Here is a 25,522-nt window from a genome sequence, read left to right as displayed (position 1 = left end):
GGTGTCGTCAGCCTTTCCACGGGCACGGTCGCCTCCTGCCGGACCACGGGCGACCAGCCCGGGATCACGCTCAGCGAGTGCCCTCGGACGACGACCGTCGCCGTGGTCGCGGTGCGGTCGGCCGAGGCGGTGGCTCCGGTCAGTACGTCGTCGCCGCCGGCGTCCTCGACGAATGCGTTGGCTGCCTGGAGGCCGGCTGCCTCGCTGCCCTGCTCGCCACCGGCGGCACGGGCACCCTCCTGCGCGGCCGCGATCGCGACCGTTCGGGCGTGGTAGAAGAGCGCCGCCTGCATCCCGACAAACATCACGGCGAAGAGTGCGGGCAGGAGGATGAGGAGCTCGATCGTTGCCGAGCCCCGGTCGTCCCGCTGCCGGCGGCTACTTGATCTTGCCGGCCTGGGTCTCGACATACACCTTCACCGCGGCGACCACGATTCCGACGATGGCGATGACCGCGACTGCCCAGAGCACGTGCTCGGTGGTCACCGAGCCCCGCTCATCTTGGCGGTGCAGCCGCGATTCCAGTCCGTAGGTGAGCGCCAGGAGCGCTCCGATGAGTCTGTCCATTGTTGGTGTCCTTCCAGGGTTCCTCTCACGTGATCAGGTGTTGCCGAACATCCGCAGCAAGGACGGCGCGACGAGCAGCGCCATGAAGATGACGCCGAGCAGTGAGCCGGGGATGGTCATGCGTTCGCCGACGGCGTTGGCCTCGGTGATCTCGTCGTTGAGCATCGCCGTACGCATCGCGGCGGATCGGGCGCGCAGGGTCGTGTAGACGGAGGCGCCTTCCTCGCCAGAGAGCCGCATGATGTCGGCGAAGTCGTCGAGTTCGGGTAGGCCCAGCTCATCGGCCAAGGTGTGCAGCGCGTCCCACGGCGGGAGCCCGGACCAGCGAGACCGGGTCAGCTCTTCGGAGAGCCGGGTGAAGACCCACGAGTCGCCGACCTCGGCTGCCAGTTCCATCGCCTGTCGTACGCCGGCGCCGTTGTGGCGTTCCAGGGCGACGAGGTCGATGTACGCCCCGAGCGCACGGCTGAACTCGAGGCGCGCCTTACGGGCGTCGTCGATGGCGTTGTAGTTCGGCAGGAAGAACATCACGGCCGCCAGCCCGAGGGACGCCACCGCGGGGATCGCGACGGGGAACCCCAGTCCGAGGATGCCGAAGAACCACGCCAGCAGCGGCGGGATCACCAGACCGAGCAGTGCGAAGTTCAGCTTGTCGCCGTAGAACCGCGCCAACGGGATACGCAGGATCGCCAGCTCGCGGGTCGGCGTCTTCGCCCAGACCGCGGGAGGGAGCGCCTTCATCGCCCACACGCCGAGGCGCTCCTTGCCCGTCGAGGCTGAGGCGTTGACGGACGCGTTGGCTCGCCCACGGGCGGGTGTCAGCCGACTCAGCGCCTCGGCCAGGTCCGGCTCTGCGGGCATCAGCCGCGCCACGAGGAGCACGACGCCGAGTGCCAGCAGCGATCCAGCCGCAAGCGCGAGTTGGAGTCCGGTGGTCATGCGGCACCGCCTCGGGCGTCGAGAAAGCGGGGCAGGTCGCGCCCGATCGCCATCCGCTTCATCCAGATGAGCGTCGCGACGTACGCCGTCAGCAGCGCGACGAGGATGACCTGGCCAAGCGGGCTCCTGTACGGCGCGACGTACGTGCCCGACAGGGACAGGAACACGAGCACGCCGGCGCTGATCAGAGTGACCCAGCGCGCCGTGGCGCGCGGCTTGGCTCGGTCGGCTTCGACCTGGCGCCGAGCACGTACGTCGGCCGCGACCGACTCGGCGAGCCCTTCGAGCACGCTAGACAGCCCGGCGCCGCGACGCCGGGAGCCGAGGATCAGGTTGGCAGCGATCAGGTCCCCGGTGGAGTCGTCGAGTTCGTCGGCGAAGGCTCGCAGTGCGTCCTCGGTGACCCAACGGGCACGCAGCCGCGCGACCAGCCGGGTGACCTCTGGTGCGATCGGAGCAGGGGTGGAGCGCAGCGTGGCGACCAGCGCTTGCTCCAGCCCGACGCCGACCGTCAGGACGCCTGCGAGTGAGCGGGTCCATTCCTCCATCGCTTCGAGTCGCTGGATGCGCGAGGCTGCAGATCCCGAGGACAGCAGCATCGGCAGCCCCACCGCGGCGACCGGGACGATGACGATCGCGAGCGCCCACCCGGTGACCAGCCAAGCGATCACGCCGAGGCCGAGTCCGCCGAGCAGGAGCAGCCGGGAGGTCCGGTCGAACTTGGCGAGCCGGCGTACCTTCCGATTCACGGGACGCTTCTCTCGCACGGCAGCCGGGCGCAGACCCACGATGACGCCGATGATCCCTGCCACCATGAGAGCGCCAGCGAGCGCCGGGACGAGCGCGATCACGACCGCACCTCCTGCTGCATCACGTAGCCCGGCAGGTCGAAGCCGTACGCCGTGAGCACGCGATACTCGTCGGGCAGCACCGTCGGGACGGCGTTGCCGTCGAGGTCGGGAGCGAAGACGTGGGTCGTCGCGTAGCCAGTCTCGCGCTCGCCCGGGTCGAGGGCGATGATCTCGGCGACGCGGCGGTGGCGGTGTGAGACGCCGTTGCTGGTCGTGGTGCGCAGGTCGAGCTGGACGATCAGGTCGATGGTCGCCGCGAGCTTGCTGGTGGCCAGCTCGTGAGTGACGTGCGGGCCGGCCTCCATCGCGCACGTCACGAGCTTGCGGACAGCAGCGATGGCGTCCGAGGCGTGGGTGGTGGAGATGGACCCGGTGCCGGACTCCATCGCCTTGATCATCGCCCAGATCTCCTTGCCGCGGACCTCGCCGACGATTTGGCGGGAGAGGTTGAAGCGGAAGGAGTCGACGAGGGCGTCGTCGAGGGTGAACTCGCCGGCCATCCGTCCATCCGGGCCGCGCTCGCCGGACCCGGGGCGGGCCTCCCAGGGGTGGACGATCTTGTGCCGGTTCAGTTCGTGGAGGTGGAGCTCGTATTCGGTCTCGAAGGTGCCGATCGCCTCCATCGGATCGATCTCGGCACACAACGCGCGTACTAGGGTGGTCTTGCCGGCGCCCTGGGCGCCGGCCACCACGATGCTCTTGCGTGCCCGGACCGCGGCCCGCAGGAACGACGCCGCCACGGGCGAGAGCATCTGCCGGTCGACCAGGTCGTCGAGGGTGACGTGCATCAGCCGGTGCCTCCGGATCACGACCGACGGGCGAGGTGTCACCCAGGCGGCAGCAGCGAGCCGGGAGCCGCCGTCGAGTCGCAGGTGCAGCCGCGGCTGTGCCTCGGAGAAGCCACGCGCGTTCACCTCTGACCGGGACGCGAGGAAGACCAGGAAGTCGATCAACTCTTCGTCGGAGTCTGCAACCGGCGGACCGTCCACGAGCGAGCCGTCGATGAGTTCGAGCATCACATGGTCGTAGCCGGCGATGATGATGTTCTCGACGTCGTCGTTGTCGACCAGAGGTTGGAGCCGACCGAGCCGGAAGAGCGAGTCGAAGGCGGCACGGGCGAGTGCGTTCTGCTGGGGGAGCGACCACGCAGCGTCGCCGGTGTTCACCCGGTCGGCCATCGTCGCCTCGATCAGGTCGAGCACGATCGAGCGCCCGAGCTCCTCCTGGGCTGCCTTGTCGAGCCGGGTCCTGTCCGCTGCGATCGCCTGGCTCAGCTGCTCGGACGCCTGCGCCCGCAGGGCGGCGACCAGAGACCAGTCGACCCCGACCACGGGCGAGTCACCGACTGCCTGGAGCGGACTCACCAACCGCGGCGGCGAACTCGCCCGTGGTGTCGCGGTCGGCAGAGGCTGGGCGAACAGTGGCAGGGCCGTCAGGTCGCTCCCGTCGTTCACGCTCTCGCTGGTCACGGGCGAGCTCCTTCCAGCAGGTCGCTGCGGCGCCGCGAGACGGTCGAGTGGATCGCCGCGATCGCGGCCTGGAGCCCACGGGCGAGTGGCCCGGTCTCGAACCGCTTCGGTAGGTGTGCCCCGCGCGAGAACACCGCGGCAGACTCCGGGTCGTCGGGGAGCGTGGCGACCACGGGCGAGTTGAGCGCCTGAGATACCTCCCTGGCGCTGTACGGCTCGCCCTCGCCGACGACAAGCACTCCGGACTGCTGCCAGTCGAACGTGCCCCGTTGGATGGAGTCCGCCCACGAGCGGACCGCCGAGATGGCCGGCAGGGTCGTGCGGGTCACGATGAGGGTGAGGTCGGCGTTGGCGAGCAGAGGCTCGGGGGAGCCGACCAGTCCCAGCCTCCCGGCGTCGACGATCACGTCCTGCCCGGTCGACTCCAGGTCCGCGAGCTCCTCGTACAACGGCTGCCAGAGATCTCGGAGCGCGGGCGCCTGGGTATGCGATCGTGTGCCCGCAACGTAGGACACCTCGCTGCCCTCGATGCGCTGGGACACCTCGGCGAGCCCGTCGTGGATGCTGCTCGACGTCAGTGCCAGCTCGATCAGCCCGCCGACGTACTCCCGCGTGCCTCGGAAGTAGCCGGCCAGAAGCCCGGATCCGCCCGTGGGGTCGGCCTCGACGAGCAGGACCGGGCGCGGCCACGTCAGCGCCAGCCCGAGCGCTGTGGTGGTGACCCCGGGCGAGCCGGAGGCGGAGGTGAATGCGACGACAGCCATCAGCGCTCCCGGGAGTCGAGAACGAGGGAGATGTTGCCGGTGGCAGCACGCGCAGCGAGTACAGCGGCGTCCGCATGCGGCACCAGCAGATCGACGATCAACTGCCCGGTCTCGGGGGAGGTGTGTACGCCGGCCACGGTCGCCTCGGAGAACTGAGGCACGCCCGTGGGCATCGCCTCGCCCTGAGCAGGCGTGACCACGACGCGCACGCGGTCGCCCGTGGTGAGGTCCATCCCGGGCGCCTGCGCCGGTGTCAGGGCGACACCGACGATCGAGTCGGCGCCGCTCGGCACGACGGTCGAGGTGAACGAGTCCGGCGTGAGCATCGCGCCGGCCGCGACGTCGTACGCCGCCCGCTGCCCGACTACCGCGTCGAGCTGGCTCCCCGCCACAGGCCTGAGCGCAGGGTCCGCGCTCACTCGCACCCGGGCGAGATCGTCCGCCTCGATGACCGAGCCGCGCTCGATCGTCTGCCGCGCCACGAGGACCTCTTGCGTGTTTGTGGTCGCCATCCACGCCCAGGCGGCGAGGAGGCCGCCAAGGCAGATCGCGACGAGCGCGGCAGCGAGCAGGGCGGGTCGCCGCCGGAGCTTCGGCGGCGGCACGAGCGGACTCGCGGCGGGACTCGACTCCTGGTCGAGCTTCCTGTCGTCTCGGGTGGCTGTCTTGCTCATCTGGTTGCCTTCCTCAAGCGCCGCTATTGCACGAGCACCTGCGCTTCCCCTACTGCGATCTGGGCCTCCCGGACGAGTCCGTTGAGGCGGATGGTCCCGGTCTGCCCGGCGCCCTCCCACTCGATGACCCAGTCCGACGTCGCGGTGACGGTGAACCGGTCCTCGGGCTCGGAGGCGCTGGACGTCGTGTAGACGTGGCCGCAGTCCGGAGACTTGGCGTTGCCGAACGCCGCCTTGTACGGCGTGCCGGCGCTCGTGCAGGTGACGGTGGTGCCGTCACCCATGTCCCAGGTGATCTGGTGGACCCGAGCAGTCGCCGTGACGGTGATCCCGCCCGCGGAGGCCGAGGCGGTGTTCGGACCCCAGGTGTGCGAGTCGGGATCGGCCGCCCACATCCAGACCGGCATCCCGACCAGGCCGATGCTGCCGTCCTCGGCGCGCGGAGCGATGCCGATGTTGATCGCCGTGAGCTCCATGTCCTCGACCGCCAACTGCGCCACCTCCCTCGGCGTCGGACCTGACCCGGAGTTCGGTGGAGGATCGGCCGACCAGATGTGGATAAGCAGCTCTGACTGCGGCTGGTAGCACTGGTAGACGGCTCCGTCGCCCGGTTCGTGGCCCTGCCACGCAGGATCGTCGGCTGCCGGCTGTGGATCGAGCAGCTGGATGTAGCAGTGGTAGCTGTTCGACCAGTAGCCGTACTCGCTCGTGCACGGGACCGGGCCCGGCGGAGGATCGGTGATCCCCTGCGAGGTGCCGTCCCAGTAGCAAGCCTGGCCGCTGCCGGTGTCCTTCGGCCCGTCGTCGCCGGGGTCTCCGGGTTCGCCGGGCGTGCCGGGCACCTCGACCCAGATCAGACAGAGCCCGGTAGCCGGGTCGGTTCTGGAACACACGGTGTCGGCGTACGCCGGAGACGCCATGAAGGCGACCAGCCCGCTTGCGAGGGCTGCAATCGTGACCGCCAGGGTCAGGAGCCGGCGCACGGCTCTTTCTCCAGATCCCGGCCGCCGGACACCCGCCAGCCATCGGTCGGTGCTGCATCCCACTGCTGGTTCGTGACGGTGAACCGCGTCCAACCCACGTTCTTGCGCTCCGGAGTCACAACCGAGTTGCCACTGGCATCGAGGATGTCGACCCCACTCACGTCCCAGCAGACGTCGACGATGGCGGTGACCGGTTGGTCGAGGCTGACTGACTCCACCGTCAACTCGACGATCGTGGTGTCGCCCACCTGGTGAAGGCCTCCCTGTCGCTGGATCTTCAGCAGGTTCTTCTGGGCTACGAGCTCGGAACTGGAGGCCACCGCGTCGAGCTTGCGTGCCGGCTGCTTGGAGTCCTGACGCACGAGGTCGATCGTGGCGAAGTACGTCCGCAGAAGCGCCGACGCCGCCTCGGAGGCGGTCTCACTCTCGGAAGGCGGCGTGGTGGTGCTGGTGGACGGGGCCGGCGAACTCGGGGAAGCACTCGGGCTCGCCGACGGTTCACCGCCGTCATCGGCACACGCCGTCATCCCGGCCAGCAGCAGTGCCGCGGTCGCTACAAGCGTTGCTCCTCGTGCGTACGTCATATCCGAGTCTCCTTGCCCGCCACGGGGGTGGTGGTGAGCGCGGACGACGCCTTGCCGACGGACCGGCGAGGTCGCCGTGTTCCGCATCCTACGGCACAACTTGGACTCCCAACGTTGCTGCCATTCACACCTACGTACCTCCTTCGTCTCCTGCGGCCGAGAGGACCGCCTCGATCCGCAGGTGCTCGCCGCTTCCCACCACCGCGGGCGAGTACCCCTTTGAGCCTTCACACATCTGGCACCGTGAGGTGGGTTCCGTAGCCCGGCCTGTGGACAAACCGGCCGGTTCTCGGGGTTGTGGAACGACTTGAGCACCTTCACGCCGAGGAGGTGCGCAGGCGTGACCGTGTCCATGCGCAAGATGTCGGCAGGCCGGGGCTACGAATACCTGCTCCGCAGCGTCGTCTCCGGCGACGGCAACCGCAGCCTTTCCACGCCGCTCACGCGCTACTACGTTGAAGCAGGTACGCCGCCCGGCGTCTGGATGGGCTCGGGCGTACGCCAACTCGGCGGCGGAGCCATCGAGGAAGGCGCCACCGTCTTGGAGCCGCAGCTCGTGCTCCTCATCGGGCAGGGCCGCGACCCGGTCACCGGCGAGCAGCTCGGGTCGGCGTTCCAGAAGTTCACCACTCACCAGGAACGCGTCGACGAACGAGCCGCCAGCCTCAACCCGCACCTGAGCGACGAGGAGCGGGCTCAGCTCGTCGACGAGATCGAGGGCGAGGAGCTGGCGAAGGGCGCGCACACCGCGACCGCCGGCTTCGACTACACCTTCAGCGTCCCGAAGTCCGTCTCGGTCCTGTGGGGAGTCGCCGACGCGGGAACCCAGGCCCTGATCGTCGACGCCCACCACCAGGCGGTGCGCGAGGTGATCGCACTGCTGGAGCGCGAGGTCGGCGTCACCCGCGCCGGCGCCAACGCCCGAGACGGCGCCTCGGCACACCACGAGGTGTACGGCGTCGCGGCCACCGCCTACGACCACTGGGACTCCCGCGCCGAAGACCCGCAACTGCACACTCACGTCGTCGTCTCCAACAAGGTTCGCACCCAGTTGGATGGCCGCTGGCGCTCCCTTGACAGCCGACCCATGTTCGCCTCGGTCGTCGCTCTGTCGGAGCACTACAACGCCGTTCTCGCCGACATCCTGCGCCGCTCGTTCGGGCTGGAGTGGGAGATGCGCAACCGCGGCGAGAAGCGCAACCCGGCCTTCGAGATCGTCGGCGTCAGCGACGAGCTGGTTGGGGAGTTCTCCAACCGCGCCCGCGCCATCGAGATCGAGACCGCCCGCATGATCGAGGACTACCTCCACGACCACGGACGAGACCCCGACGCCGCCACAGTGATCAAGATGCGCGCCACCGCCACCCTGCGGACCCGACCTGAGAAGCAAGTCCACTCGCTCGCCGACCTCACCACGAATTGGCGCACCCGAGCGAGCCGAATCCTCGGCAGCGACGCGACGACATGGGCCCGCCGACTACTCGCGCGTGGTGCCCGCGGCGACTCCCTGCAACTCGTCCGTGGTCTCCTGCGCGCCGACGACGTCACGCCCGCCCAGGTCACCGAAGCCGCTCAAGCCACCATCGGGGCCGTCAGCCAGAAGCGCTCGACGTGGAAGCACTGGAACCTCTGGGCCGAGGCATCCCGCCAGACGATGGAGTGGCGATTCGCCAACGCGAACGAGCGCGAGACTGCGGTCGGGACGATCGTCGAGGAGGCCAAGCGCCTCTCGATCGCACTCACGCCACCAGAGCTCGCCTACAGCCCAGGCGTCTTCCGACGTAGCGACGGCACCAGCCGCTTCCGCCCGAAGCACTCGGTCGTTTTCACGTCGGAGCAGATCCTCGCCGCCGAGGACCGGCTACTCGCCCGTGGCGAGGACCGCAGCTCGCCCGTGGTCGAACTGGAAGTGATCGAGGCTGCCGCGGAGCACGAGTACGACGGCCACCGACTCAGCGACGAACAGGTCGCCACCCTGACCGCGATCGCGGCGTCCGGGCGACAGGTCGACCTCCTCATCGGCCCAGCCGGCTCCGGCAAGACCACCACCATGAGCGGTCTCCACAAGGCCTGGACGAGCGTCCACGGAAAGGACAGCGTCGTCGGCCTCGCCCCGTCCGCTGCGGCGGCCGATGTACTTGCCCAGGACCTCGGCATCGCCTGCGATAACACCGCCAAGTGGCTCACCGAGCACGACCTCGGACGAGCCGAGTTCCGCAAGGGCCAACTCGTCATCATCGACGAAGCCACCCTCGCCGGCACGCTCACCCTGGACCGCCTCGCCGGCCTCGCGGCCGACGCCGGAGCCAAGGTCTTACTGGTCGGGGACTGGGCACAGCTTCAGTCCGTCGACGCTGGCGGAGCCTTCCCGCTGCTCGCCGAAGCCCGCGACGACACCCCCGAGCTGGCCGAGGTCCACCGCTTCGAGAACGACTGGGAGAAACTCGCCTCCGTCGACCTCCGCCTCGGGAACGCGAAAGTCATCAGCACCTACTTCCGCAACGACCGCATCAAGGACGGCACCCACGCCGCCATGGTCGACGCCGCCTACCTCGCCTGGCGCGCCGACCTCCGAAGCGGCCGTAGCAGCGTCCTCGTCACCGAGTCGACCGAAGCGATGGTCGCCCTTAACGAACGCGCCCGCGCCGAGCGAGTCGTCGACGGTGAAACCGAACCCAGCCGCGAGGTGGGGCTCCACGACAGCACTCGGGCGTCGGTCGGCGACCTCATCATCACGAGGCGCAACCACCGCGGCATCCGTGCGCTGCGAGGCGGCTGGGTCAAGAACGGCGACCGCTGGCGCGTCAGGGGAGTCAACGCCGACGGCTCCGTCGAGGCTGAGCGCCTCGGCATGAGGCTCGGCGCCACCGTCGTGCTCCCAGCGGATTACGTCGCCGAGCACGTCGACCTCGGCTACGCCATCACCGCCCACCGCGCCCAGGGCATCACCGTTGACACCGCCCACGTCGTCGTCACCGGCTCGACCACTCGCGAGAACCTCTACGTCTCCATGACGAGAGGCCGCCAGTTCAACATCGCGTACGTCGCCCTCGACAACCCCGACGACTCCCACGCCGCACCGATCCCGGAGGAGGTCACCGCCAAGACGGTCCTGTACGGCGTCCTCCAGCACTCCGGTGTGGAACTGTCCGCCCACCAGGCGGTTGTGGAGGAGCAGGGGCGCTGGTCGGCGTTCGACCAGATCGTTGCCGAGTACCTCACCATCGCCGCTGTTGCCCAGCGCGACCGCTGGATCACCGAACTCACCTCGGCCGGGCTGGCAGAGGAGCAGATCGACGAGGTTGTCGCCTCCGACTCCTTCGGCCCGCTCGCCGCCGAACTCCGGCGCGCCGAGTCGAGTGGACACGACATCTCCGTGCTGCTGCCCAAGATCGTCGGTCAGCGCGACCTGGGCGACGCCGAAGACATCGGCGCCGTCCTCATCAGTCGATTGCGGCACGTGGCCTCCGGACGGTGGGGGAGAGCGCGGCATGCTCCGAACCTCATCGGCGGCCTCGTCCCGGTCGCCGACGGACCGATGCGAGATGACATGCGCAGGGCACTGGAGGAGCGGGCCGAGCTGCTGGAGTCCCGAGCGACCGCCCTCGCCGAGGCAGCCGTCGATCGGGAGTCGACGTGGCTCCGCAAGCTTGGCCCTACACCCGACGACGTGCACGAGCGCGAGCTGTGGATGCAGCAGGTCCGAGTCGTGGCCGCTTACCGCGACCTCTGGCGAATCGACAGCGACACCCCGGTTGGCCCACCCGGCGGCAGCGACCGCCAACGCATCGACGAGGCAAGATCCCGGAAGGCGGCCCGCCGGGCAGCCGACATCGCCGCGAAGGACCGCGATCGAGGACCGCGAGGTCTAGCCGCGCAGCGTCCCTCTCTCGGGTGAGCGATTCACAGACCGACTTGGCGCACGGTTATCCCCAACGCGCAGATGGTGGCCAGCGGAGTGTCGGAACGTGGGCGTAGAGGTGGCGTGAGCCGACCCGAAGGAGATCATCATGCTCACCGCCTGCATTCGCCTCGCCGCAGCCATCCACGGCTACTGCGCCTTCTACATGCCCACCAACCGTGCCGTCTGGTGGCTCCGGTCGCCGCGTGGCCTCAAGTGGGCGATACCCGTCGCGCTCGTCGCGACCCTGTCCTACCTGTCCGCCATGAGCGTCTGCATGGCGATCATCGAGCGCGGCGGCCCCGGCTACCTCAACGTGCTGGTGATGTTGTTCGCGTGGAACGCGATCAAGTTCACCGTGGCCGGCGTTCTGACGCCGTTCCGCTGGCTCGGCAGCCTTCGACGGCCTGCTGCCACTTGACCGATCCTCGCCAGACTTCCCCTCGTGAGGGCCTGTCGCCTGCCAAGATTGGAGCGTGGGCGAGGGCACTTGCCCGATTTGTCGGACCGCTCCCGTAACGTTGGCCGACTGCCGATCAGGAGGTCATAAGAGTGCAGTTGGAGGAACTCAAGCCCGGGTTGAGGGTGGACGGGCTCATCCCCGCCGAGGTCATCACGGTCATCGCCACCCAGTGGCACGGCACCGACGCGCTGGAGCTGACCTACAAGAACACCAAGGGTGCGCTCGGGCAGCAGGTCGTGTACCGCAAGGACGAGGGCACCCTCTCCGTTGCGCAAACCGGAAGTCGCGCCTTCGACGCCGAGGCATCCGCCTTCAAGCTGGTGGCCGAGGCCCAGCGCATCACCCTGGCCGGCCTGTTCGATCCAATGCTTGCGGTTGCCACGAGCGACGTTCAGCCGCTCCCGCATCAGATCCGCGCTGTCTACGGCGAACTCCTCCCAAGGACCCCGCTCCGGTTCCTGCTGGCCGATGACCCCGGCGCGGGCAAAACGATCATGGCCGGCCTCTACATCAAGGAGTTGCTGCTGCGCGACGACGTGAAGCAGTGCCTCATCGTCGCCCCCGGTGGACTGGTGGAGCAGTGGCAGGACGAGTTGTTCTTCAAGTTCGGGCTGCGGTTCGACCTGCTGACCAACCAGTTGATCGACGCCAACATCAACCTCAACGTCTTCGAGACCAACCCATTGTTGATCGCGCGGATGGATCAGCTCTCTCGCAACGAGCACCTTCAGGCCCAGCTCAAAGAGACTGAGTGGGATCTGATCATCGTCGATGAGGCGCACCGCATGGGCGCGCACTACTTCGGCGGCAAGCTGGAGAAGACCAAGCGGTTCCTGCTCGGTGAGCTGCTCGGCCAGGTCACGCGTCACCTGCTGCTGATGACCGCGACCCCACACTCGGGCAAGGAGGAGGACTTCCAGCTCTTCCTCACCCTGCTCGACCGCGACCGCTTCGAGGGCAAGCAGAAGAAGAGCGTGGACGTCAGCGGGATCATGCGCCGCATGGTCAAGGAAGACCTCCTGACCTTCGAGGGCAAGAAGCTCTTCCCCGAGCGCATCGCCGAGACCGTCCCGTATGAGCTGACCGCGTTGGAGCAAGACCTCTACGAGGACGTCACCCATTACGTCCGCGAGGGGATGAACCGCGCCGAGAAGCTCGGCGGCAAGCGCAAGAACACCGTTGGCTTCGCCCTCACCGTCCTCCAGCGGAGGCTCGCGTCCTCGCCGGAGGCGATCTACAAGAGTCTCGTCCGACGCTCTGAGCGTCTGGAACGCAAGAAGACCGAGATCCTCAACGGCACCTACCGCGAGACCGAGCCCACCGTCGACCTGTCCGAGTTCGATGAGGACGAGTACAACGCCGAGGAACTGGAACAGCTCGAAGAGGACGTCATGGACGCGGCCACTGCCGCACAGACCGTCGAGGAGCTCAACGCCGAACTCATCGAGCTGGCCGCGCTCATCGAGACCGCGAAGAAGGTCCGCGAGGCCGGCACCGACCGGAAGTGGACCGAACTCTCGACTATCCTCCAGGACAACGCCCTTACCACCGACGGCAACGGCTGGCCGCGCAAGTTCATCATCTTCACCGAGCACCGCGACACGCTCGACTACCTCCAGGGGAAGATCGGCTCCCTGCTCGGACGCCCCGATGCGGTCAAGGCCATCCACGGCGGCGTACGTCGTGGTGAGCGCCGGTTGATCACCGAGGAGTTCACCAAGAACCGCGACGTCCAGATCCTGCTGGCCACGGACGCCGCCGGTGAGGGCCTGAACCTCCAGGCCGCGCACCTGATGGTCAACTACGACCTGCCGTGGAACCCCAACCGCATCGAGCAGCGATTCGGCCGCATCCACCGCATCGGCCAGGAGGAGGTCTGCCGACTGTGGAACCTCGTCGCGGCCAACACCCGCGAGGGTGAGGTCTTCACCCGACTGCTGGAGAAGCTGGAGCAGATGCGCCAGACCTACGGCGGCAAGGTCTTCGACGTCCTCGGTGAAGCGTTCACCGAGACGCCTCTGCGCAACCTCCTTCTGGAGGCAATTCAGTACGGCGAGCGCCACGACGTGCGAGCCAAGATGCACGAGGTCATCGACGCATCGGTCGGCGACGGCCTCAAGGACCTGCTCGATGAGCGCGCTCTGGCCTCCGAGCACCTGGCCGAGGCCGACCTCCACGCACTCCGGGCAGCGATGGACGAGGCCCGCGCCCGCAGGCTCCAGCCGCACTACATCGAGTTGGCGTTCAAGGCCGCGTTCACCAAGCTCGGCGGCCGCATCGTCAAGCGCGAGCAGGGCCGCTACGAGATCGCCAACGTCCCCCAACAGGTCCGGGCAGCGGGCAAGGGGCCGATCGCCACCAAGTACGACCGGGTGACCTTCGAGCTGGGCAAGGTGCACGCGGAGGAACTGTCCCGCGCCGACCTCCTCGCGCCGGGACACCCGCTCCACGACGCGGTCATGGATGAGGCCGTCCGTCAGTACGGCGGAGCGCTCAACAGGGGCACCGTCCTCGTCTCATCGACGCTCGACGAGCCCCAGTTGCTCGTCGGGGTGATCGAGGAGGTCGCCGACGCCAGCGGCGAATCCGTCGCCCGCCGCTTCGGCTACGCCTACGTCGACTCCTACGGCACCGTCAGCCCCGCCGGTCCCGCGCCCTACCTGGACTGCGTCGCCGCCCCGGAGAACGCGATCACCGAGGCCGCTCGGAAACTGCCGTGGCTGGCCGATGCGGAGGACAAGGCCACGAGCTGGATCATCGCCAACCAGCTGCCCGAGTACCTCGCCGAGGTCAAGCCCCGCCGCCTCTCAGAGCTGAGCAAGGCCCGCGATCTGGTCACCAAGCGACTGGAAGGCGAACGAGACCGCCTCCTGCTCGACGCAGCCATCGCCAGTGAGAAGGAGCAGGCCGGCGACAAGCCCAAGGAATCCTCAGAGAGCCTGAACCGCAAGGCCGTCGAACTCGACGTCCGCCTCCGCAAGCGCCTGGAGCTTCTCGATCAGCAGAGCCTCATGTCGACCAAGCCACCCCGCATCGTGACCGCCGCACTCGTGCTCCCGATCGGGATGATCGAAGGCGACCTGCCCGCCAACGCGCCCATGCACGCCAAGGAGACCAAGGAGGTTGAGCGCCGAGGCGTCGACCTGGTCATGGCGCGCGAACGCGAACTGGGCCGCAAGCCCGTCGAGCAGGCGTTCAACAACAAGGGCTTCGACATCCTCTCCACAGACGCGGCCGGCGACACCTACCGGATCGAGGTCAAAGCCCGCATTGAAGGCGCGACCGACTTCTTCGTCACCCACAACGAGGTGATGACCGGCAAGAACGCCGTCCCGCGCTACCGCCTGGCGCTCGTCAAGGTCGATCCCCGCGGAGCGCAGTACGACGAGGTCCGCTACCTCGACGACCCCTTCGCCACCACCGACCTCGGCGACTTCGACGCCACCGGCATCCGTGGCGACTGGGCGAAGCAGTGGGTCAAGGGGAAGCAGCCGTTCTGATGACCGTTCCTGACTTTGAGCTTGTGACGAGCGAGAAGGGCTCATGGGTCCACGGCTGGATCGACGGTGTCGAGGTGACTCGGGCCAGTTTCAAGGAGTGCAGCGACCCATTTCGGCGTGAGCTTGTCCAGGTGGACACCCCACCGGAGTATCAGCGCAAGGGCTACGCATTGTCGCTGCTTAGCTACCTGGCGAGTGTTGAGCCTAGAGGCCCACTCATCGACAGTCCGGTCGGCATGAACTCCGACGAGGGCATCGCGACGGTCGAGGCTGCACGACGGAGCGGCATCGCGATCCATGAGTTCGGTTGCTATCGCGACGGACTTGGCTGCACGTGCCCCTTGAAGGCTCAGATGTCCTGATCGAGGTCGATGCGCCTCGTCGAGTGTGCCGCGATCACTGCGATGCGGCCATCCTGAAGGTTGGCAGTCACGAAGTCGCGGACATCCTGGGCGGAGATGCCGCTGCTGCCCACCCAACCCTTCTTGACCAGTTCTGCGAACTGATCATTGCTGAGCCAGCGGCGGAGGTTGTCGTGGGTAACTGCCTCGCCGCCACGAGGCCCCTTGAGCTGGCCGTCGTCGTGGAGCCGCTTCAGGAGATCGGAGGGCACGTAGAGGCCGCGCGTGAGATCGGCCTCTCGAAGTGGCGCGACGACTGGGTAGGCGAATTTGGTGAAGGTGGAACCGCGTCCGAGTCTGTACGCGATTGGGTCCGCCCCGTTGGCTAACGCCCCTCCGAAGACGTCGAATGAAACCATGCGCTTCAACTGGTCCGGAAGCCGGGCGTCGATGCCAGCGATGCGGAGGCGTCCGTCAGCTTCCATTCGCTTGTACTGCACCAGCACGAAGGAGTCGTAGTCGTGGCTGTAGTAGATGAGGTCGACGCCGGTCGCGGACTCGATGCCGGTGGCGTTTACGTTCATGACGTCGAGGGTGTGCTGTCCATCCGTGAACCGAACGATGTCCTCGCGCTGCGGCTGGGCATCCATCCCTGGAAAGTTCCTCAGGTCGTTGTCGATGAGGCTCGCCTCTGATGGGGCGAGCCGTAGCTCGGCCAGCGGGCTCTCGTCCGGCAGCGGTGCTGTACGCAGTGGTGCGAGATCCATGTCGCTGAACATCAACGCGGTCCCGACTGCGTTGGTGTGGTCTTGACGCAGCTCACCGTCGAGGCGTGGCAGCATCCACTCGGGCCGTCCGTCATCCGACGGCCACTCGCCCGCGCCGCTCCGTGACTGGATGGCGGACCGGAGAGCATTCGACGCTGCGGGCGGCAGTGAGCCTCCGCGCCGTTGTGAGACGACCTGCTGCACGGCCTCGGCCGCGCGTCCGAGCTCGGCCGTGAGTTCGGTTAGCCGGATCGGGGTTCCGAGTTCTCGTACCGCGCTGAGGACCCAGGTCGCGTCGAGGTTGGTTCGCGCGCTTCCAGACTTGATGAGCCCGAGGTGCGAGATGACGAACTCGCCCCCGAAGGTTTGGGTGACGACGACCGCGACACGACCCAGTCCGGGGCTGTCAACTCCACGGTCTACGGCGAAACTGATGGCCTCACGTCCACGGGCGAGCTGCTCCTCCAGTTCCTCCGCCATGAGCACGACGACGTGCAGGCGATGGGCAGCGGCGGACATACCGTGCATTGTCCCATTGGGTGAGACCAGCGGGGGGTGGCACGTGTCCGGTTCCTGCCGATTCTGTCGTACGTCACCGATAGGTTTGGACCATGCAAGTCGCGGCGCTCCGGCGCCGCTTGGTCTTGCCCAGGGACGGGCAGAGGGGTCGATGTGGTTCAGAAGCGCAAGCTGATCGAGGTGGCACTGCCGCTGGAGGCGATCAACGCCGAGTCAGGTCGGGAGAAGTCCATCCGGCAAGGACACCCCTCAACGCTGCACCTTTGGTGGTCCCGAAAGCCCTTGGCGACCGCTCGCGCTGTCCTCTTCGCCCAGCTCGTAGACGACCCAAGCAGCCATCCCGACCTGTTTCCGACGGAGGAGGCGCAGCGTGCTGAGCGAGAACGGCTGCACGATCTCATCGCGCGCTTGGTGGTGTGGGAGAACATCCGTGATGAAGCGCTGCTTGCCGAGGCGCGCCACGAGATCGTGAAGTCCACAGGGGGTGTCCTCCCTGCGGTCCTCGATCCGTTCGCAGGTGGAGGGGCAATCCCACTTGAGGCGCAGCGCTTGGGGTTGGAATCGCATTCTTCTGACTTGAACCCCGTGGCAGTGCTGATCAACAAGGCTCTCATCGAGTTGCCCCCTCGGTTCGGCGGCAACAAGCCTGTGTATCCGGGTTTGGCGGACTCTGAGATTCGCGTCTGGAGAGGCGCCGAAGGGCTGGCCGCTGATGTCCGGGCCTACGGGAAGTGGATGCGTGACGAGGCGGAGCGGCGCATCGGCCATCTCTACCCGGATGCACAACTTCAAGACGGCACCAAAGCAAAGGTGATTGCCTGGATTTGGGCGCGTACGGTCGCCTGCCCCAACCCTGCTTGCGGTATCGAGACTCCGCTGTCCAGCAAGTGGTGGCTAGGGAAGAAGAAGGGCAAAGAGGCCTTTGTCATCCCGACGGTAGTCGGGGATCCGAAGCATCCTTCGGGCAAACGAGTGCGGTATGAGATCGGTCATGGTTCCGCCGGGCCCGCAGTGGACGGCACGATGCCCGGCCGCCAAGGTGCGATCTGTGTCTCGTGCGATACGGCAATCAGCAAGGACTACATCAAGGCTGAAGGCGTTGCTGGTCGGATGGGGAGTGCGCTGACCGCGATCGCCGCCGAGGGTTCGCGCCAGCGGATCTACCTGGCGCCGACCGACACTGATACGGCTACGGCTGATGTTCCGCGCCCTGACGATGTACCAGAGCAGTTGATCGGTAACGACCCCCGGGCCCTGTGGACCCCGCTCTACGGATTTACGAAGTTCGCTGATCTGTTCACAAACCGTCAGCTCACGATGCTCACGACAATTAGCGATCTTGTTGGTGAAGCACGCGAGCGCGTCGCCGCTGACAGTGGAGACCAACTGTACGCGGACGCGATCGCCACCTACCTCGCACTGATCGTCAGTCGTCTGACCGACTATCAGTCGGCGATTACGACATGGGCGAACAACCCTCAGATGGAGATCCTTCGGAATACTTTCGCCCGTCAAGCGATACCGCTGTCGTGGGATTTCGGTGAGGGGAACCCGTTTGCCGACAGTTCGGGCAGCCTCAACAAGATGATTGCGGCGGTATCGGCCGCACTTGAGCGCGTGCCTGCGACCGGCGTCGGCCGATCAAGCCAAGTCGACGCCACCGTGGCGATCGCAGTCAATGACGTTGTAAGTACCGATCCGCCGTACTACGACAACATTGGATACGCCGACCTATCGGACTTCTTCTATGTGTGGCTCCGGCGCATGCTTCGAGGAATATATCCTGACTTGTTTGCCACGTTGCTCGTGCCGAAGGCCGAGGAACTTTTCGCTAGCCCCTACCGCCATGACGGCAAGACGGGAGCGAAGAAGTTCTTTGAGGACGGCTTTAGGAAGGTCTTTGCGCGCGGGCGCGAACACGCTAACTCCGATGTCCCGATCACGGTCTATTACGCCTTCAAGCAGAGTGAGTCCGATGAAGGAGGTGAGGCATCGACCGGCTGGGAGACCTTGCTGGAAGGAATGATCCGCGCGGGGTGGGAGATCACTTCGACATGGCCCGTTCGGAGTGAGCGGAGCGGCAGGATGATCAGTGTCGGGACGAATGCGCTCGCCTCGTCGATCGTTCTATCTCTCCGACCCCGGCCGGAGGGAGGGGCAACCACCGACCGTCGAGGCTTCATCGCCGCGCTTGAAGCTGAGCTTCCTGACGCCCTCCGCAAGCTTCAGCAGGGTCAGATCGCCCCAGTCGACCTTCCGCAGGCGGCCATCGGGCCCGGAATGGCTGTCTTTAGCAGGTACAGCGCCGTCCTAGAGCCAGATGGCAAGAAGATGACAGTCCGTGCAGCGCTTAGCAGAATTAACGAGATCCTTGACCAAGTGCTGAACGAACAAGAGGGTGACTTCGACTCAACCTCTCGTTTCGCCATCGCTTGGTATCGCCAGCATGGTTACGGAGTGGGCAAGTTCGGCGACGCTGACAACCTCGCGCGAGCGAGGAACACGAGTGTCGATCTCATGGACCGCGACGGCATCCTGGTGAGCCGTGCCGGCAGTGTTCAGTTGACGAAGCCTGCTGACCTCGCCTGGGACTATGACCCTGTCGCTGACTTGCACACCAGCAACTGGGAGGCGCTGCACCACCTGATCAAGGTGCTGGAGCGAGACGGCATCGCACCTGCGGGCGACTTCCTCCACGCCGCGTTGAGCCGCCCAGACGGTGCGGTCGACGCAGACCTCGTGAAGGAGTTGGCGCACCTTCTCTTCCGCATTGCGGAGGGCAACGGATGGACGAAGGACGCGCTCTCCTTCAACAATCTGGTGACGAGCTGGCCCGAGATTCTTGAGGTCGCCCGTTCCGCGAGGAAGCCCACACAGACACAGGGCGCGTTCGACTTCGACGAGGACGACTGACATGGCTTTGAGCAACCGCGACCGCGTCGGGAAGATGTTCGAGATCATCGCCCCGGCGCTCGACGACTACATCTCCGAGGTCATTGGCGCTGTCGATCCTGCGGTGGGCGCGAAGTGGGTGCAGCTCGTCGCCGCGAAGGACGGTCATGCGGGCAAGGTCTACGACCCGCTCGATCCGCAGGTTCAGCTCCGCATCCTGACTGAGACGTCGATTACGACCAATGTGAAGCCGCGGTGGTATCCGTTCTCGGACACGCTTGGTCGGGCTGGTGAGGCGTTCGCGACCGAACTGCGGACCGCGCGGAACACGTGGGCTCACAACGGGTCTTTCACCGACGACGACGCCTACCGTGCGCTCGACACCGCCGAGCGACTCATGCGACTCCTCGCCAAGCCCAGCGAGGCTGACCTGGTCAAGGAGGTGCGGCTCAACCTCCGCCGTGTCACCGCTGACCGTGACGACAAGAAGGTCTTGAAGGCTGCGGTAGACAACCCCGAGGCCATCGGCGGACTCAAGCCGTGGCGCGAGGTGCTCCAGCCCCATGACGACGTCGCGACGGGCAACTTCCATGCCTCTGAGTTCGCGGCCGACCTCTACAAGGTCGCGACCGGCGGTGAGGCTGACTCCGACTATGCCGACCCGGTCGAGTTCTTCAAGCGGACCTACCTCACCGAAGGGTTGAGCGACCTCATCGGCCGCGCGGTGCGTCGGCTGTCCGGCGATGACAACGCTTCGCCGGTCATCAACCTGCAGACGAACTTCGGTGGCGGCAAGACGCACTCGATGCTGTCCCTGTGGCACATCGCCGCTGGTCTTCCGGTGGGGGAGTACCCGCAGGCGACCCAGGAGCTTCTGCTCGCCAGCGGCTACACGGGCGACAAGGTCAACCGAGTAGCCATCGTCGGCAACCACTTCAGCCCGTCGGGCGTGGTGAAGAACGACGGGACCCAGGTCAACACGATCTGGGGCGAGCTTGCGTGGCAGCTCGGGGGGAAGGATGCGTACGACCTGATCGCGCAGTCCGACGCTGACCGCACGCACCCAGGCGAGAAGCTCCACGAACTCCTCAGCAAGTACGCACCCGCTGTGATCTTGATCGACGAGTGGGTCGCCTACGCCCGCTCGCTTGTCGGCCGTGACGACCTCGCGGGCGGCACCTTCGATGACCAGTTCACCTTCGCCCAGTCACTGACCGAGGCAACGAAGGGCACCTCCGGCGTCCTGCTCGCCATCTCGATCCCGGCCTCGGAGTCGGGCGACAGCGGCGACAAGATCGTCGCCGGCAACGCTGAGGAAGTCGGCGGAGCCAACGGCCTCGAAGCGCTCAAGCGACTCCAGAACGTCGTGCGCCGTGTCGCCGACCAGTGGCGTCCGGCCTCGTCCGACGAGGCGTATCACATCGTCAAGCAGCGCCTCTTCAAGGACGCCGACGCCGCGGCACTCGCGTCCATCGGTGCGACCGCGCGCGCCTACGTGGAGATGTACCGCAAGTACACCGACGACTTCCCCCGCGAGGCACGCGACGCGGCATACGAGGACCGGATCAAGCGGACCTATCCGATCCACCCGGAGATGTTCGACACCCTCTACGAGGAATGGTCCTCGCTGGAGCGGTTCCAGCGCACCCGTGGCGTGCTGCGCCTGATGAGCACGGTCATCCACGCGCTGTGGACCGGCGAGGATGCCTCGCCGCTGATCATGCCCGGCTCGATTCCCCTCGCCACGGCGAACGTGAATGCCGAGCTGACGCAGTACCTCCAGGACTCGTGGAAGACGATCATCGACGCCGACGTCGACGGTCCGAACTCGGAGCCTGGTCGTATCGACAAGGAGAAGCCGCTCTTCGGGCAGCGAGCGCTCACCAAGCGCCTGGCCCGCACAGTGTTCTTCGGCGCGGCGCCGACGATCGCGCCGGGCTCGACGCACAAGGGCATCGGCACCCAGCGGGTCTTCCTCGGCACCGCCGTTCCCGGGGACGTCCCGGGCAACTTCCACGCCGCGCTGACCCAGCTCGGTGACCGGGCGACGTACTTCTACTCCGGGTCGGGCAAATACTGGTACGACCTCCAACCCAACATCACCCGCACCGCCAAGGACCAGGCCGAGCGCCTCCACAAGGAGGACGTGTGGGCCGAGATCGTCCGCCGACTCCAAGGCCAGGGCCGCACGCGCGGCGACTTCGCCGGTGTCCACGTTTGCCCCGAGTCCAACGCCGACATCCCCGACACCGACGAGGCCCGACTGGTAATCCTTCACCCGAAGGTCGCGCACAAGGGCAAGACCGAGTCTGCGGCCAAGGCGTTCGCGCAGAAGGCCACCGAGCAGCGAGGTAGCGCCAACCGCACCCACCGCAACACGGTTGTCTACCTCGCTGCCGACGAGGCCCGGCTCGAAGAGCTCAACGCTGCGACCCGTGACTACCTCGGGTGGAAGCACGTCCTGGACAACGAGGCCGACCTCGACCTCACCCAAAACCAGAAGAACCAGGCCGCGCAGCGCCGCGACCAGGCCGACCAGACGGTCACTGCCCGGCTGTTGCAGACCTTCACCTGGGCGCTAGTACCGACCCAGCCCGATCCGAGTTCGCCGTTCCTGATCCGCGAGACCAAAGTCGAGGGCCAGTCCGAGTCGCTCGCCGAGCGGGTCTCGCGTCGGCTCGGCAACGACGGCGACCTCTCCACCCGGCAGGCCGCCGCCACCATCCGGCTGGCGATCAGCAAGGTGCCGCAGATCTGGAAGGACGGCCACGTCTCCCTCGGTGCGCTGTGGGGTCTGTACTCGCAGTACCCGTACATGCCGCGGCTGCGGGACCGCAAGGTCCTCAACGAGGGCATCGTCGACATGCCGATGATCTGGCAGACCGACGCCTTCGCGCTCGCCACCGGCTACGACGAGTCCACCGGCCGCTACATCGGGCTCTGGGCGCCGACGACCGATGGCAAGTCACTCCCGCCAGCCACCACCGACACGCTCCTGCTCGTGAAGCCCGAGGTCGCGTCCAAGCAGATCGAGGAAGAGGCGGCTCCCAAGGCGAGTGCTGAGGAGCAACTCACCGCACTGGTCGTGCAGCACGGTGGCCCGAAGGAGCACGACCCGAACGCCCCGAAGGTCGACATCGTTTTCTCGAAGCCGAAGACCCGCTTCTACGGCGTGAAGACCCTCAACTCCGACAAGATCGCGATGGACTTCAAGAACATCGCCGACGAGGTCATCGCCAACCTCCGCGCCGACGACGGCACCGAGCTGACCGTCCGGATCGAGATCGAAGCCACGAACCAGACGGGCTTCGGTGACGGCAAAGTCCGCACCGTCTCGGAGAACGCCAGGACCCTCAAGTTCGACCAGTCGGGCTTCGAGGAGAGCTGAGTCCATGTATCCCGATACTCCCGTCGCGACACACAACGCGCCTGGCTCTACCTCGTCAGATTGGCGGGTGTGATGGCGAACCGGTTCCCTCGCGGTTCCGAGTGGCGCAAGTGGGATCTGCATGTCCATGCACCTGGCACCAAGCTCAACAATGCCTACACCTCGAAGGAGGGCGAACCTGATCTGCAGCAGTTCTGCCAGGTCGTCCACGATTCAGACGTCGCCGCAGTGGCCGTGACCGACTATTTCTCGCTCGACGGCTACTTCGCCGCGAAGGCGAAGTACGACGAGTTGTACCCGGGCGACCCGAAGCTCTGGCTCCCGAACTTGGAGTTGCGGCTTCCCGTCTCCGTGAACAGGCAGGAGCAGAACGTCAATCTGCACCTCATCTTCCGGCCGACGTTGACCAAGGACGAGGCTAATAAGTTCATGGGCCATCTGAAGACCGAAGGCACAACAGGTACGACGCGCAACAGAGTGACCTGCAAGGACCTGTCCTCGAAACAGGACTACGAGAGTGCGACAGTCTCCATCGAGAGCATCGAGCACGCGATCAAGGAGACGTTCGGCGAGCACGCAATTCATCGCAGCGAGCGTTCGCAACACCTGCTGGTTGTGGCCTCCGCCAAAGGTGACGGCATCCGGGCGGGCGGTACGAGTGGCCGTCAGCGCAAGAATCTGCTCAGCGACGAGATCGACAAGTACTCTGACGGGTTCTACGCAAACGCCACGGGCGGCTCTCGCGAGTACTTCCTCGACACCACCCGTCTTGAAGGCGATGACCCGGTCGCGCCGAAGCCGGTCTATGACGGCTGCGACGCTCACAACTTCGACGATCTGCGGAAAGGCTTGGGCAAGCACGTTGCCGACGGCGACGCGCACCGAAACATCACCTGGATCAAGGCCGACCCTACCTATGCAGGACTCCTTCAGACGCTGATCGAACCCGCCGAGAGGGTTGCCATCCAGGCGGCGGAGCCCGACCAGAAGGAGCCTTACAAGGTCATCAACAAGGTGACCTTCAGTGGGGCAAGGGACTTCCCGCCTGAGGTTCTCCTCAATCGGAATCTCAACTCGATCATCGGCAGTCGATCGTCGGGCAAGTCAGCGCTCCTTGCGTTCATCGCCCATGCGGTCGACCCCGCCGAGACGGTCCGCATCCAGGCAGAGACAGCAGGGTTGCGCGACGAGAGCGACGCCGGGCCAGCAGCCGGCTTCACTTGGAGTGACGTTGCTGGTGTCGCCTGCGAGGTTGAGTGGGCGTCCGGTGGGAGCACCTCCGGCAAGGTCATCTACATCCCACAGAACTCGCTATACACACTCAGCGAGCAGCCCGACGAGATCACGAAGAAGATCGCCCCCGCACTCTTCCGCACGTACCCGACGGTCAAGACCGCCTACGACAGCGCCAAGAGCAAGGTCGACGCTGCCAACATCGAGATCAAGGCTTCGGTCGACGAATGGTTCAGCCTCGACGAACGCATCGCCGAGCGGACCAAGGAGATTCAGGACCTCGGCGACAAGACGGCAATCATCGCTGAGCGAGACCGGCTCCAACTTGAAGTTGACGCCATCAAGACGGCCGCGAAGCTGACCGACGAAGAGGTCGCCAAGTACCAGGAGATCGCGGGTGACCTCGATGCCAAGCAGGCGCGGCTCAGGGAGATCTCCGTTGAGTTGGACCAGTTGTCGTCGTACGTCACGCTTTCTGATGGCGCGACGGCTCCCGCGATCATCCCTCAGACCGTCCAGGCGACCGTGACTGTTCGACCGTCTTCGGTGGAGGTTCCCGACGCGACCGCGACGCGAGTGGAGACTCTCAAGGGTGAGGCGGTCAACGACCTTGTTGCGAAGATCGAAACTGCGCTCGTTGAGTCCGTTCGCGTGCTCGAAGACGAGAAGGCGGTGCTCGAAGGGCAGATCCAGTGGGTCAAGACCCACAACGCCGAACTCATCGCGAAGCACGAGGCCAACGAGGAGTTGTCGAGCGTCGTCGCGGACCACAAGAAGCAGGTCGCCAACCTCGACGAGATCGCCCGGCGGGAGAAGTCGCGGGACAAGCTGATTGCTGACCAGAAGGCAGCCGTAGGGAAGGTCGAGAAGGGGATTAAGGACCGTGACGCGGCGTGGGTGACCCTCGAAGCGAACTTCAACGCTGAAGAGCGCGTCCTCACCGACCTCACGTTCGGGATCGAGGCAGCCGTGACGGCTGAGGCGGTCACCCACGCCTCCAACGGCTTCAGCCAGCGAAGTGTGAGTGATTACGTCAAGAACAAGGGTGACGAGGTCTCCTACCAAGACGCGCAAGCAGACCCGGCGAAGTTCTTGAAGGCTCTCCGTGAGGAGAAAGTGAAGCTGAACAAGGGCTTCGAGCAAAGCGCGGTCGCCGCCGACGTTCTGACGATCTCCAAGGAGATTCGGTTCTCAGCGGAGCTCGACACCGACAGAATCGGCGGATTCTCCCGTTCCTCGATGACACCGGGCAAGCAGGCTCTGTTCGCACTCACGCTCATTCTCAACGAGTCCCAGGAGCCTTGGCCCCTCCTCATCGACCAGCCTGAGGACGACCTCGACAGCCGGTCGATCTACGAGACGATCGTGCCCTACCTGATGAAGCGCAAGAAGGAGCGCCAGATCATCATGGTGAGCCACAACGCAAACCTCGTGATCGGTGCCGACTCGGAGCTGGTCATTGTCGCCAACAGGCACGGTGTCGACCGCAAGAACGATGGTGGGCGCACCTTCGAGTACTTCACTGGCTCGCTTGAGCACTCCCAGCCGCTCAACCCAGCGAGCCCGACCACCTTGGGACGATTCGGGATCCGCGAGCACGCTTGCGAGATCCTCGACGGAGGTGAGGAGGCGTTCCAGAAGCGGCAGGAGAAGTACAAGATCCGCGCGGCTGGCTGAGCCTCGGCTA

Annotated in this window: 17 protein-coding genes; 7 read left to right on the top strand and 10 right to left on the bottom strand. The window is 66.3% G+C overall.

Annotated elements, in window-relative coordinates; genetic code table 11:
* The 9 genes from AB7I40_RS18595 to AB7I40_RS18555 form a co-directional block, all read right to left on the bottom strand.
* The coding region (locus tag AB7I40_RS18595; RefSeq protein ID WP_428348120.1) for a pilus assembly protein at nt 1-305 on the bottom strand (305 nt) is incomplete at its 3' end.
* Between the two features lie 73 nt (nt 306-378).
* Nucleotides 379-567, bottom strand: coding sequence for a hypothetical protein (locus tag AB7I40_RS18590; protein ID WP_428344630.1), 189 nt, complete (start codon nt 565-567; stop codon nt 379-381).
* A 33-nt stretch (nt 568-600) separates the two neighbouring features.
* Nucleotides 601-1,506: a type II secretion system F family protein gene (locus AB7I40_RS18585; RefSeq protein ID WP_428344629.1), complete on the bottom strand. Its 906-nt coding sequence runs from the start codon at nt 1,504-1,506 to the stop codon at nt 601-603.
* Complete coding sequence (locus AB7I40_RS18580; protein ID WP_428344628.1) at nt 1,503-2,357, bottom strand: type II secretion system F family protein; 855 nt, start codon at nt 2,355-2,357, stop codon at nt 1,503-1,505. The genes AB7I40_RS18585 and AB7I40_RS18580 overlap by 4 nt, the downstream gene beginning before the upstream one ends.
* The gene (locus AB7I40_RS18575) at nt 2,354-3,826 is read right to left on the bottom strand and encodes a CpaF family protein (RefSeq protein WP_428344627.1); all 1,473 of its coding nucleotides are present in this window, start codon (nt 3,824-3,826) and stop codon (nt 2,354-2,356) included. Before AB7I40_RS18575 ends, AB7I40_RS18580 begins: the two co-directional genes overlap by 4 nt.
* The gene (locus AB7I40_RS18570) at nt 3,823-4,590 is read right to left on the bottom strand and encodes a hypothetical protein (RefSeq protein ID WP_428344626.1); all 768 of its coding nucleotides are present in this window, start codon (nt 4,588-4,590) and stop codon (nt 3,823-3,825) included. The genes AB7I40_RS18575 and AB7I40_RS18570 overlap by 4 nt, the downstream gene beginning before the upstream one ends.
* Nucleotides 4,590-5,264, bottom strand: coding sequence for an SAF domain-containing protein (locus AB7I40_RS18565; protein WP_428344625.1), 675 nt, complete (start codon nt 5,262-5,264; stop codon nt 4,590-4,592). The genes AB7I40_RS18570 and AB7I40_RS18565 overlap by 1 nt, the downstream gene beginning before the upstream one ends.
* A 23-nt stretch (nt 5,265-5,287) precedes the next feature.
* Nucleotides 5,288-6,247, bottom strand: a complete 960-nt coding sequence (locus tag AB7I40_RS18560; RefSeq protein ID WP_428344624.1) for a hypothetical protein — start codon at nt 6,245-6,247, stop codon at nt 5,288-5,290.
* Nucleotides 6,232-6,831 carry a hypothetical protein gene (locus AB7I40_RS18555; RefSeq protein WP_428344623.1) on the bottom strand — a complete coding sequence of 200 codons (600 nt, stop codon included), beginning with the start codon at nt 6,829-6,831 and terminating at the stop codon, nt 6,232-6,234. The genes AB7I40_RS18560 and AB7I40_RS18555 overlap by 16 nt, the downstream gene beginning before the upstream one ends.
* 340 nt (nt 6,832-7,171) lie before the next feature.
* Between AB7I40_RS18555 and mobF the strand changes: the two genes are divergently transcribed.
* The 4 genes from mobF (at nt 7,172) to AB7I40_RS18535 (ending at nt 15,057) form a co-directional block, all read left to right on the top strand.
* Nucleotides 7,172-10,729: a MobF family relaxase gene (mobF, locus tag AB7I40_RS18550; RefSeq protein ID WP_428344622.1), complete on the top strand. Its 3,558-nt coding sequence runs from the start codon at nt 7,172-7,174 to the stop codon at nt 10,727-10,729.
* 112 nt (nt 10,730-10,841) lie between these two features.
* Complete coding sequence (locus tag AB7I40_RS18545) at nt 10,842-11,153, top strand: hypothetical protein (protein WP_428344621.1); 312 nt, start codon at nt 10,842-10,844, stop codon at nt 11,151-11,153.
* Nucleotides 11,154-11,284: 131 nt separating this feature from the next.
* A complete protein-coding gene (locus AB7I40_RS18540; RefSeq protein ID WP_428344620.1) occupies nt 11,285-14,695 on the top strand; it encodes a helicase-related protein in 3,411 nt (1,136 codons plus the stop codon).
* Entirely contained in the window at nt 14,695-15,057 is a 363-nt protein-coding gene (locus AB7I40_RS18535) for a hypothetical protein (RefSeq protein ID WP_428344619.1), read from the top strand. The genes AB7I40_RS18540 and AB7I40_RS18535 overlap by 1 nt, the downstream gene beginning before the upstream one ends.
* Here AB7I40_RS18535 and AB7I40_RS18530 read toward each other — a convergent pair.
* A complete protein-coding gene (locus AB7I40_RS18530; RefSeq protein ID WP_428348119.1) occupies nt 15,045-16,283 on the bottom strand; it encodes a hypothetical protein in 1,239 nt (412 codons plus the stop codon). The genes AB7I40_RS18535 and AB7I40_RS18530 overlap by 13 nt on opposite strands.
* Before the next feature lie 192 nt (nt 16,284-16,475).
* On the opposite strand from AB7I40_RS18530, the gene AB7I40_RS18525 reads away from it, so the two are divergent.
* From AB7I40_RS18525 to AB7I40_RS18515, 3 genes are all read left to right on the top strand, one after another.
* The gene (locus AB7I40_RS18525) at nt 16,476-19,235 is read left to right on the top strand and encodes a DUF1156 domain-containing protein (RefSeq protein WP_428344617.1); all 2,760 of its coding nucleotides are present in this window, start codon (nt 16,476-16,478) and stop codon (nt 19,233-19,235) included.
* 1 nt (nt 19,236) lies between these two features.
* Nucleotides 19,237-22,602 carry a DUF499 domain-containing protein gene (locus tag AB7I40_RS18520; protein WP_428344616.1) on the top strand — a complete coding sequence of 1,122 codons (3,366 nt, stop codon included), beginning with the start codon at nt 19,237-19,239 and terminating at the stop codon, nt 22,600-22,602.
* A 72-nt stretch (nt 22,603-22,674) separates the two neighbouring features.
* The gene (locus AB7I40_RS18515) at nt 22,675-25,512 is read left to right on the top strand and encodes a TrlF family AAA-like ATPase (protein WP_428344615.1); all 2,838 of its coding nucleotides are present in this window, start codon (nt 22,675-22,677) and stop codon (nt 25,510-25,512) included.
* Nucleotides 25,513-25,522: the final 10 nt, after the last annotated feature.

This window comes from Nocardioides sp. (genome assembly GCF_050246775.1).
Classification (GTDB): domain Bacteria; phylum Actinomycetota; class Actinomycetes; order Propionibacteriales; family Nocardioidaceae; genus Nocardioides.
This window is presented reverse-complemented; position numbering and strand designations above follow the sequence as displayed.

Coding starts and splice junctions, on each gene's coding strand:
- AB7I40_RS18590 (WP_428344630.1), bottom strand. CDS start 567: ATGGACAGACTCATCGGAGCGCTCCTGGCGCTCACCTACGGACTGGAA.
- AB7I40_RS18585 (WP_428344629.1), bottom strand. CDS start 1,506: ATGACCACCGGACTCCAACTCGCGCTTGCGGCTGGATCGCTGCTGGCA.
- AB7I40_RS18570 (WP_428344626.1), bottom strand. CDS start 4,590: ATGGCTGTCGTCGCATTCACCTCCGCCTCCGGCTCGCCCGGGGTCACC.
- AB7I40_RS18565 (WP_428344625.1), bottom strand. CDS start 5,264: ATGAGCAAGACAGCCACCCGAGACGACAGGAAGCTCGACCAGGAGTCG.
- AB7I40_RS18555 (WP_428344623.1), bottom strand. CDS start 6,831: ATGACGTACGCACGAGGAGCAACGCTTGTAGCGACCGCGGCACTGCTG.
- AB7I40_RS18545 (WP_428344621.1), top strand. CDS start 10,842: ATGCTCACCGCCTGCATTCGCCTCGCCGCAGCCATCCACGGCTACTGC.
- AB7I40_RS18535 (WP_428344619.1), top strand. CDS start 14,695: ATGACCGTTCCTGACTTTGAGCTTGTGACGAGCGAGAAGGGCTCATGG.
- AB7I40_RS18530 (WP_428348119.1), bottom strand. CDS start 16,283: ATGGCGGAGGAACTGGAGGAGCAGCTCGCCCGTGGACGTGAGGCCATC.
- AB7I40_RS18520 (WP_428344616.1), top strand. CDS start 19,237: ATGGCTTTGAGCAACCGCGACCGCGTCGGGAAGATGTTCGAGATCATC.
- AB7I40_RS18515 (WP_428344615.1), top strand. CDS start 22,675: ATGGCGAACCGGTTCCCTCGCGGTTCCGAGTGGCGCAAGTGGGATCTG.